2 protein-coding genes are annotated in these 11,817 nt (G+C 43.1%); both read left to right on the top strand.

The window, feature by feature from the left end:
* Positions 1-107 precede the first annotated feature (107 nt).
* Positions 108-536, top strand: a complete 429-nt coding sequence (locus tag P2W72_RS12735) for a response regulator (protein ID WP_276363159.1) — start codon at positions 108-110, stop codon at positions 534-536.
* A gap of 271 nt (positions 537-807) precedes the next feature.
* The gene (locus tag P2W72_RS12730; protein WP_276363155.1) at positions 808-11,817 is read left to right on the top strand and encodes a PKD-like domain-containing protein; all 11,010 of its coding nucleotides are present in this window, start codon (positions 808-810) and stop codon (positions 11,815-11,817) included.

Here is an 11,817-nt window from a genome sequence, read left to right as displayed (position 1 = left end):
TTGCAGGGCTAATACCAGAAGGGCCTTCTGATTTATAAATTTAAGTTGAATGAAACTTTTTTTCTCAATCAACGTAAATAAGAACACATTAATATTTACTGGATTGTATGCATGCTGAACGATTAAAAGGAATACTTTGTATCAACGATAATGAATTAACATTATTTATTCAGAATCGGATTCTGAATAAATCAAGTATTTCAGAAGAGGTAATTACAGCACTGGACGGTAAGATAGGACTTGATTATTGCAAAAATCTGATCAGCGAAAATACCCTGACATCTAACAGTTATCCCTGGCTTATCTTTCTTGATTTGCACATGCCGGTTATGGATGGATGGGAATTTCTGCATCACTTTTCAGCAGACATCTGGCCACATTTTAAGAATGCCAGAATAATTATTACATCTAATTCAGTTAATGAAGCAGATTACGAACGGGCAAAACAATATCCCTTTGTAATTGACTTTCTGACCACATCTTTAAGCACTGAATATCTCCAAAATCTTTCCATGTCAAACCTTTCATATTCATAATCTGATCCTCTTTTATATCCGGATTTTCAAATTGAACACCAGAAACAGAAATATTCGTCGTTAATCTCAGGCTGACCTTCAAATTCATCCTGTTCTCAATAGTATCTTAAATTCAGAATTGCCTTTTCATTTAAGATCCCCGATGATCTTTTTTAACAATAGCCTGAATGACTATTTGTTCCTAATTAAAATACAATTCCGGTAACATTTAACCACAACTTTACGTACATATAAAATCAATGAAGACTCTATAATATTTCATAAATGCAGTATGAAGTTAATTTACCGGAAATTAATCTTATTCTTTTTCATTACTGCTCTCGGGTATTCAAAAATATCCGCTCAGTGTATTCCTAACAGTGTAAAATTTATCGGCGGGCAGCCTATTTACAATACAGCATGCGGAAATAATAGTTATCAGGCCATTAAACCGGACTCTGCTATTCCGGGTAATGGTCAAACCTATCGATGGGAAGTATCTTTCAGTGGTGTTCCATATTCCGCGATTGTCAATGATTCTAATTCTCCCATCACAACATCCGAACTTTCTAAAAACGATATTACCAGTTTCATATTAAACAAGAATGCCTTTGCTTCAGGAGATTACAGAATCAGAAGGATTGTAGATGATAGTTCACCGGTATGTACCAGCACTTCGGAACCTGTATATCTGTATTATGCTCAAAGTCAATCAAGTGTTTCAGGAGGAACAATATCCGGTACGGCAACTTATTGTTCCCCTGCAAGTGGTACGCTGATGATAACCGGAAATACAGGGCCTGTGTTGAGATGGGAGTCTGCCCCTGCAGGAACTGAAAACTGGACGGTAGTTAAAAATATAAATCCTGGTGAGTACTCAAACACACTTGACTATACTAACCTGACTGAGTCAAGATGTTACAGAGCGTTAGTTGATAATATCTGTGGTGGAACTGCAGGAGTTATTGATGATCTGGATAAATATTCAAGTACTTTCTGTGTAACCGTTAACTCCAGTCCGATTATCACCAGTCCGGCAAACCAGATTTTATGCCTTGGCTCTGGGCTCACAATGAGCGTTTCTGTTACCAGTGTACTTCCGGTTACCTATCAGTGGCGCAAAAATGGTGTAAATGTTTCCGGCCAAACTTCAGCAACATTAAGCATCGCTGCTGTTGCATTCACTGATGCCGGATCTTATGATGTGATTGTTAGCAATGCCTGCGGATCAAGCACTTCTACGGCTGCAACTTTAACTGTAAATTCAATGCCGGTAGCAACTGTTCCGGCAAACTTTACCATTTGCGCCGGTGCAAATATCGCTGAAAGCAGTTTCAGCAGTACTCCATCAGGAGCTACATATACCTGGACCAATTCCAATACAGCCATCGGACTACCTGCGAGCGGCAGCGGAAATGTGCCTGCATTCACAGCTATTAACACCGGCACAAGTAACATCAGTGCAACAATTATTGTAACACCTTACTTTAATAATTGTGCGGGTCCAACATCTTCATACACCATAACAGTTAAGCCACAGCCCACAGTAATCCTGCCGGCAGGATTTACTGTATGTGCCGGTGCAACAGTCAGCTCCTCCAGTTTCAGCAGCAGTCCGGCAGGTGCTACCTATACCTGGACCAATTCCAATACCAGCATTGGACTGGCAGCAAGCGGGACAGGCAACGTGCCCAGCTTCACTGCTGTGAATACGACAACTTCACCGGTTACAGCAACCATTACTGTAACCCCAACTATTAACGGATGTACCGGGCCGCCCTCAACCTATACCATTACAATTAATCCTTTACCGGTAATAAACTCTGCTGTTGCCGTAAATGAGACGTATTGTGATGCAAGTGACGGTAGCATCAGCATTACTGCTTCCGGTGCCGCTCCGCTCGAATATTCCATCGACGGAGGAAGTACATTTATTCAGAATGGCGGTTCTTTTACCGGGCTGGCGGCCGGCAGTTATTCTGTGATGGTAAAAAATGCTTCGGGATGTGTGATTGCCGGACCGACCTTATCCATCTCCAGTCCGGGAGCCCCGCCGGTTCCAAATATTAACCCATTCACAAATCCTGTTTGTGAAGGAAGTACGATGGTTTTATCCATACAAAACCCGAATCCTCTGGCTACCTATTACTGGACCGGACCTTTAGGATTTACCGCGACGGGAACAAGTATTTCACGTCCAAATGTAACACCATCCATGTCTGGAAATTATGCGGTAACTGCTCAAATCGGTTCCTGTGTGAGCGATGCCAGAATTATTGAACTGAATGTTAGTCAACTTCCAATTGCTACGGTACCCGCAAATATGACCTATTGTACCGGTGCAACTATTCCGGTTGGAAGCTTCACCAGCACCCCTGCAGGAGCAACTTACACCTGGACCAATTCTAATACAGCCATCGGACTGGCAGCAAGCGGTTCAGGCGATATGCCAACATTTACAGCGGTTAACACCACATCAGCACCGATTACTGCAACAATCACAATAACCCCTAAACTTAATGGTTGTACCGGCCCGACAGCAAGTTATACCATTACGGTTAACCCTCTTCCTGTTGTTTCAGTACCTGCAAATCAGAGTTTCTGTGTAGGTACAACGATACCGGCAAGTAATTTCAGCAGCACCCCTGCCGGAGCTACTTATACCTGGACAAATTCCAATACTGCAATAGGACTGACTTCGAGCGGAAGTGGAAACGTACCTTCTTTTACTGCTGTAAATACGGGTAACACAAGTATCAGTGCAACTATTACTGTAATCCCAACAGTTAACGGATGTACCGGACCATCAACCACCTATACTATTACAGTAAATCCTTTACCTAAAGTAAATGTTCCTGCCGATTATTCGGTCTGTGCAGGAACTTTAACAACGGCAAAAACATTCAGCAGTATACCGGGCGGAGCAACTTATAGCTGGACTAATTCAAATACTGCCATAGGACTGGCAGCAAGCGGAACAGGGAATTTACCTGCCTTTACCCCTGTAAACAATACTACTGCTTCTATCAGTTCTATCATAACCGTAACCCCCACCCTCAATGGATGTGTAGGTCCGAGCTCAAGTTTTACGATAACCGTTAATCCACAACCAGCCGTTATCCTGCCTAACAACTTTACGGTATGTGCGGGTGAAACAATTTCACCTTCAAACTTTAGCAGCAGTCCGGCCGGTGCTACCTTTACCTGGGTTAATTCGAACACTTCTATAGGGCTGGCTGCAAGTGGAGCAGGTAATGTGCCCAGCTTTACTGCTTTAAACAATACCGCATCACCTCAAACTGCAACTATTACAGTAATACCTTACCTGAATGGCTGTGCGGGGCCACCATCTTCATACACCATTACGATTAATCCATATCCTCAGCTAAGTTCTGCCGTAGTGGTTAATGAAACGTTTTGTGATGCAAGTGATGGAAAAATAACCATATCAGCCACCGGAGCCGGCCCGCTGGAATATTCAATTGACGGTGGAAGTACATATCTTCAGAATGGTGGAAAATTCACCGGTTTAATGGCAGGAAGCTATGCAGTAAGAGTACGGAATGCCAATGGATGTATACTGATAGGACCAACTTTGTCTGTATCCAGTCCGGGAGCACCACCAATCCCTACTATTACCCCGTTTACATCTCCGGTTTGTGAAGGAAGTACTTTAGTTTTATCTATACAAAATCCAAACCCGCTGGCAACCTATAACTGGACCGGACCATTAGGATTTACTGCTACCGGGACAAGTATCTCCAGACCTTATGCCAATCCATCAATGTCAGGAGATTATGCAGTAACGGCAAGTATCGGTTCCTGCGTAAGTGGTGCAAAAGTTATTTCATTAATAGTTAGTCCCCTGCCTGTAGTTACCTTACCATCCAACATGCTCTATTGTGCAGGTACAACGGTTCCGATCAGCAGTTTTGCAAGTACTCCTGCTGGCGCAACCTACACCTGGACCAATTCCAATACGGCTATCGGGCTGGCAGCAAGCGGAACAGGAAATGTTCCCAGCTTCACTGCAGCGAATAATTCATCGGCACCTGTTACTGCAACAATTACGGTAACACCTATTCTGAATGGTTGTGCTGGGCCAGCGTCTTCCTATACCATTACAGTAAACCCGCAAATTACAGTTTCTGTACCTGCAAGCTTTGCTGTTTGTTCAGGGATAATGGTAGGTTCTCCGATATTTAGCAGTAATCAACCCGGTGCTACCTTTACCTGGACCAACTCCAATACCGCAATCGGACTGGCGGCGGCTGGAAGCGGAAATCTTCCATCATTCACAGCAATTAATTCAGGAACCGGCAGTATCAGTGCAACAATTACTGTTACACCTTATTTTAATGGCTGTACCGGACCTCCGACTACCTATACCATTACTGTCAATCCCTTACCGAGGGTGAATGTGCCTGATAATTTCACCGTTTGTGGTGGAGCTAATGTGGCCGCATCTAACTTCAGCAGCAGTTCGGCAGGGGTTACCTATACCTGGACCAACTCCAACACTGCTATCGGACTGGCAGCAAGTGGTACCGGAAATGTACCATCTTTCACAGCTGTTAATTCAGGAACAAACAGTATCAGTGCAACAATTATTGTAACACCGTACCTTAATGGTTGTGCAGGGCTCCCTTCTTCTTATACAATAACAGCGAGTCCACAACCCATTGTAAACCTGCCGTCAGGATTTACTGTATGTGCCGGAGCAACGGTCAGCTCTTCCAGTTTCAGCAGCAGTCCGGCAGGCGCTACCTATACCTGGACCAATTCCAATAGCACCATCGGACTGGCGGCAAGCGGAACAGGGAATGTACCCAGCTTCACCGCTGTGAATACCGCAACATCGCCTGTTACAACAACCATTACTGTAACCCCTTCTATCAACGGATGTACCGGGCCTCCGTCATCATATACTATAACGATCAACCCTCAACCGGTGATCAATTCTGCTGTGGCCGTAAATGAGACAGTTTGCGACGCTGCAGACGGAAGTATAACCATCAAAGCTTCAGGGGCTGCTCCGCTTGAATATTCTATCGATGGAGGAAGTACATTTATTCAAAATGACGGCTCCTTTACAAGATTAGCTGCCGGCAGTTATTCTGTGATGGTAAGAAATGCTTCTGGATGTGTGATCGCCGGACCAATTTTATCTATCTCCAGTCCGGGTGCACCACCAATGCCTGCCCTTAATCCTTATACTTCTTCGACCTGCGAAGGCAGCACCATCGTCTTGTCTGTACAGAATCCGAATCCTCTGGCAACCTATACCTGGACCGGACCTTTAGGATTTACTGCTACAGGAACAAGTATTTCAAGAACAAACGTAGCACCTTCCATGTCAGGCAATTATGCCGTAACGGCACGGATTGGTTCTTGTGTAAGTGCTGCAAAGATCATTGCAATAGCCGTAAAACCGTTGCCAATTGCTACAGTACCAGCAAATATGACCTATTGTGCAGGTGCAACAATCCCGATTAGCAGCTTTACCAGTACCCCTGCAGGAGCAACCTACACCTGGACCAACTCCAATACTGCCATTGGACTGCCGGCCAGTGGATCCGGTGATATGCCGACATTTACAGCGGTTAATACCACATCAGCAACAATAACCGCAACAATTACAATTACTCCGGTATTAAACGGGTGTACAGGACCGGCTGTCAGCTTTACCATTACAGTTAATCCATTACCGGTTATTTCAGCAATTGCTAATCAGAACGTATGTTCAGGTGCAACAATACCGGCAAGCAATTTTATCAGTACCCCTGCCGGAGCTACCTACACATGGACCAATTCCAATACGGCAATAGGACTGGCCTCAAGCGGCAGTGGAAACGTACCTTCTTTTACCGCTATCAATAACGGCACTGCAAGTATCAGTTCAAATATTACCGTAACTCCATACTTTAACGGATGCAGCGGACCCTCTGTTACCTATACCATTACTGTAAACCCTTTACCTAAAGTAAATGTACCCATCGACTATACACTCTGTGCCGGAACATCAGTAGATATTACTGCCTTCAGCAGCAGCTCAGCCGGCACCACCTTTACCTGGACCAACTCCAATACCTCAATCGGACTGGCGGCCAGCGGCAGTGGAAATCTACCTGCATTTACTGCAATAAATTACACCTCTGCTCCAATCAGCACTACGATAACTGTTACTCCAACTCTTAACGGTTGTGCTGGGCCAAGTTCAAGCTATACCATCACCATAAATCCCCTACCTGAAGTAATTGTTCCGGGAAGCTTTATTATATGTGCAGGAGCAACAGTATCTGCACAAAACTTCGGAAGCACTCCTGCAGGCGCCAGCTTTACCTGGACCAATTCCAATACATCAATCGGGCTGCCTGCAAATGGCACAGGCAATGTGCCCAGCTTTACCGCTGTAAATAATACTTCCTCACCAATAACAGCAACCATTACCGTAGTTCCAAGACTGAATGGATGTGCAGGTCCTGCAAAAACATATACCATTACCATCAATCCTCAGCCTATAATCAGTGGTATAAGCAACTCCATCGTTTGTGCAGGAGAAATCATAGAATCAAGCAATTTTACCAGTAATATTCAGGGTACTACCTACCGATGGACAAATTCGAATACGGCAATCGGACTGGCGGCGAGCGGAACAGGCAACGTTCCAAGTTTTACTGCGCTTAACTCATCCGTTTTTGCGGTTTCAGCTACCATAACAGTAACTCCTGTTTTAAATGGATGCTCCGGAACACCAGTTAAATATACCATAACTATAAATCCTCTTCCGGTAATTACATCAGCGGTTGCAACCGCCGAATCTCAGTGTGATTTTAAAGATGGAACTATTATAATTTCTGCATCCGGAATGCAGCCATTGGAATACTCGATTGATGGAGGAAGTACTTTTATTCGTAATAATGGTAATTTTACAGGCTTACCTGCAGGTAGCTATTCCGTAATGGTTCGCAATGCAGGTGGTTGTATTATTTCCGGACCTACATTATCTGTTTCCAGTCCTGACGCTCCTCCTCCTCCATCGGTTAATACTTATGCTAATCCGGTTTGCGAAGGTACCACTCTGATTCTTTCTGTGAAGAATCCCAATCCGTTGGCGATATATACATGGACCGGACCTTTGGGTTTTAAAGCTATCGGTGCATCCATCACACGTCCTGATTCAGACCCTTCAATGTCTGGAACTTATGCGGTAACAGCTACGCTTAACTCCTGCGTAAGTGATTCACACTCATTTGATATTGTAGTTAGCCCGCTCCCAACTTTAACTGTTCCACAAAATCAAACCTATTGCAAGGGAGTTCCTATTCCTGAGAACATATTGAGTAGTACTCCATCGGGTGCAAACTTCACCTGGACAAACTCAAGACCTGAGATCGGCCTGGCTGCAGGTGGCAGCGGAAATATTCCTGCATTTGTCGCTACAAATAATACCAATCTGCCAATTATTGCAATCATTACCATAACTCCGACTTTAAACGGATGTACCGGAAAAACTTATACCTATACAATCACCGTTAATCCCTTGCCGGTAATTAAAGTGCCGGCCAGTTCAGTTATTTGTGCTGATGAGATTGTTCCTTCAAGTAATTTCACAAGCAACATTAGTGGAACCAGTTACAGTTGGACAAATTCGAATACGGCAATAGGACTGGCAGCAAGTGGAACCGGAAATGTTCCAAGTTTTAAGGCCGCAAATTTAACAGGTTCAGTAATAACCGCGGTCATTACCGTAATACCTACAGTTAACGGATGCAAGGGTGAAGCAATAAGTTATAGCATTACGGTCAATCCATTACCAATCATTTCAGCAGCAATTGCAACTAATGAAACAATCTGTAACATCAAAGACGGAACAATCACGATCACTGCAAGCGGTACCCAACCTTTAGAATATTCTGTTGATGGTGGAAATACTTTTGTTCAGAATGGGGGTAATTTTACCGGTCTGGAGGCAGGAAGTTACCCTGTGGTAGTAAGGAATTCAAACGGATGTCTGGCTATTGGTCCAATATTATCTATTTCAAGTCCCGGAGCACCTCCTTCACCATCTGTCAATACGTATAGTCCGATTTGTGCGGGAGAACCCTTGGTTCTTTCCGTTTTGAATCCTGATCCTCAGATAACATATAAATGGGTAGGACCAAAAGGCTTTACAGCCATTGGCCCATCTGTAACGCGTCCCAATTCAGACCCTTCAATGTCTGGGAACTATGCAGTAACAGCAATGCTGAACTCCTGCGTAAGTATTGCCAGAGTATTTGAAGTAAAAATCAATCCGGCACCTGCTCTGGTTGTTCCTGAAAGTTTGACTTACTGTAATGGAGCTGCGATACCGGAAAGCTATTTTTACAGTACACCTCCCGGAGCTACAATCACATGGACTAATTCAAGACCTGAAATTGGACTGCCAGCCAGTGGTACCGGTAATGTTCCTTCATTTAATGCAATCAATAATACCGATCTGCCTATTACCGCAGTTATTACTGTTGTTCCGACTTTAGATGGATGTCAGGGACCTGAGCATAACTTTACCATTACAATTAATCCAACCCCAAGAGTGATTGTACCTGCAGATCTGATTCTCTGTGCAGGAACTAAATCTTCAGTAATAAACTTTAGCAGCAATACTCCGGGAACTACTTATACCTGGACCGGCTCAAATCTATCCATTGGTCTTGCAGCCAGTGGCAGCGGAGAAATTCCGGTGTTCACTGCCGCCAATAAATCAACGAGCATTATTCAATCAATAATTACTGTAACACCTATTTTGAATGGATGCCAGGGACCTTCTTCAAGCTTCACTATTTCGGTAAAACCACTTCCAAGATTAAGCAATACTTCATTAAGTCAATCGCTATGTACCGGATCAAATTCAAAAGAGGTTTTACTAACATCAGATATTCCGGGCACCAGTTTTACATGGACATCAGATGCACCTTCCGGATTGGAAGGCTATGCGATACGGGGTACAAACAAAATTCCGGTGCAGACCCTTATCAATACTAAGTCTGTTCCTGATACCATTACTTATACCATTATACCTACCTATGATGGTTGTGCCGGACCTGCAAGTAAATACACAATTATAATTCATCCATTGCCAACTGCCACAATCAGTGGAGGAAAAACGGCATGTTATGGATCTACAAGTACGCTGAATGTAAAACTTACAGGGTTGGCTCCATGGACAATTACCTATACTGACGGAAAAACTCCGGTAACCATTTCCCGCATAGGAAACAGCAACTTTACATTCAACGTCACTTCAGATTCTACCAGAACTTATAAAATACTTTCAGTTTCTGATGGCCTTTCCTGTACCAATACCGGAACAGGAACTGCAACCATTGTTCAACCGTCTGCCGCTATCAAGGCAACTGCAACAAGTATTGATATTAATTGCTACGGCGAAAATACCGGAGCAATTCAGGTGGGTACGGTTACCGGAGGATTCGGGACTTATGAATATAGTATTGACAGAGGTAAAACCTGGCAAAGCAATAAAAAGTTCAGTGGCCTGGCATCGGGCACTTATCAGGTATATGTAAGAGATGCGCAATATCCGGAATGTATCACTTTGATCGCACCTGATATCTTAATTAGCCAGCCTGAAAGTCCGATAAGTCTGAAATATATCCTTACCGATGTATCCTGTTATGGTGATAATACAGGTTCCATCAATACTACCCCTGAAGGCGGTACTGCTCCTTATACTTATCGCTGGTCAAATGGACAAATCACAAGAGATTTAAAAAATCTTACAGCAGGTACCTATACCCTGACGATTACAGATTCTAAAGGCTGCAGCTATACTGAATCAATCACCATTAAACAGCCGGCTGCACCAATCAAAATCTCTTATACCAAAACCGATGTTAGTTGTTTTGGAGGTAAGGATGGCAGTATTGATGTCAAGGTAACGGGTGGTGTTTTGCCTTACAGCTTTAAATGGTCAAACAACCAAACTTCTGAAGACCTGCAAAACCTTGCTCCAAATATTTCTTATGCATTAACCGTAATTGATGCAAACGGTTGTAGTGCAATACAGATTATAAATATTGCTGAACCTGAAATATTAAAAGCTACTCTAAATGTCAGGAATACCATTTGTAAATCATCTGTTGATGGTACAATTACCGCTGAAATTACAGGTGGAACTAAACCTTACAATCTGATATGGAAAGGTATTGCAAGTAAAGAGAATACCATCAACAACCTTAAACCCGGAGTTTATGAACTTCTGGTTACTGATGCTAAAGGCTGTACCCTCAGTATTTCCGGTGAAGTAATGGCTGGAAATTGCCCTCCGGTTGCTGTAAATGACTTATTCAAAACTGACGAAGAAATACCTGTATCAGGTAGTGTGGCATTAAACGATTATGACCGCGAAAAGGAAGCGATCAGCTTTACATTAATTTCTACTGCTCAGAATGGAACGATCAGCTTTAACAGTGAAGGACAATTTACCTATACCCCAAATGTAGGATTCTGGGGAATTGAGACTGTAACTTATCGTGTTTGCAATACTACAGGTATGTGTGAAACAGCCAAGCTGATTATTGATGTCATTCCGAATACCATTGTCAATCTGACACCGGCACAAAGCAGTGTTTCTGAAGGCAGGAAAACTGCAGTTACAGCCAGACTGATTCGTCCTTTCAGAAGTGATGTTACCATAAGAATAGCCTACAAAGGAACTGCAACAAATAATCGGGATTACGCACTTCTGGATCAATATCGGGAAATACGAATACCTAAAGGAAAAATAACGACTACTCAGAAAATTACTATTGCAGCCCTTACAGATGATGAAAAGGAAGGAACAGAAAATATCAATATTAGTATTTCATCCACTTCCGATCCCCTGGTAAGAATTGGTACCGGAGCCGTCGTTAACATTCTTGACATTTACCCTCCGGTCGATACAGATCCGGCGACATTGAATAATAATCTTCCGGCTAATAATGATATCCGTCCGGATCCTCTATTATCACCTAATGACGACGGAATTGGCAATGATTTCTTTAAAATTGACAATATAATTTCCTTCCCTGATAATGAAGTATTAATATTCAACAGATGGGGCAATCAGGTATTTAAAATTAACGGCTATAATGAAAGCGACAGAGTATTCAAAGGCTTTGCCAATACCGGTCTTCTGTCAAATACCAACAGTCCGCTTGTAGATGGAGTTTATTATTATCTGATCACAACCAAACGTACGGTTAACGGCCAGAAAATAACCTCTATGAACAAAGGATATATGATCCTGAAACGTTGA

The sequence above is a fragment of the Daejeonella sp. H1SJ63 genome, from assembly GCF_029360775.1.
Taxonomy (GTDB): Bacteria; Bacteroidota; Bacteroidia; order Sphingobacteriales; family Sphingobacteriaceae; genus Daejeonella.
This window is presented reverse-complemented; position numbering and strand designations above follow the sequence as displayed.

Excerpts from the sequence above, each read along its gene's own strand:
- P2W72_RS12730 (WP_276363155.1), top strand. The coding sequence starts at position 808 with ATGAAGTTAATTTACCGGAAATTAATCTTATTCTTTTTCATTACTGCT.
- P2W72_RS12735 (WP_276363159.1), top strand. The coding sequence starts at position 108 with ATGCATGCTGAACGATTAAAAGGAATACTTTGTATCAACGATAATGAA.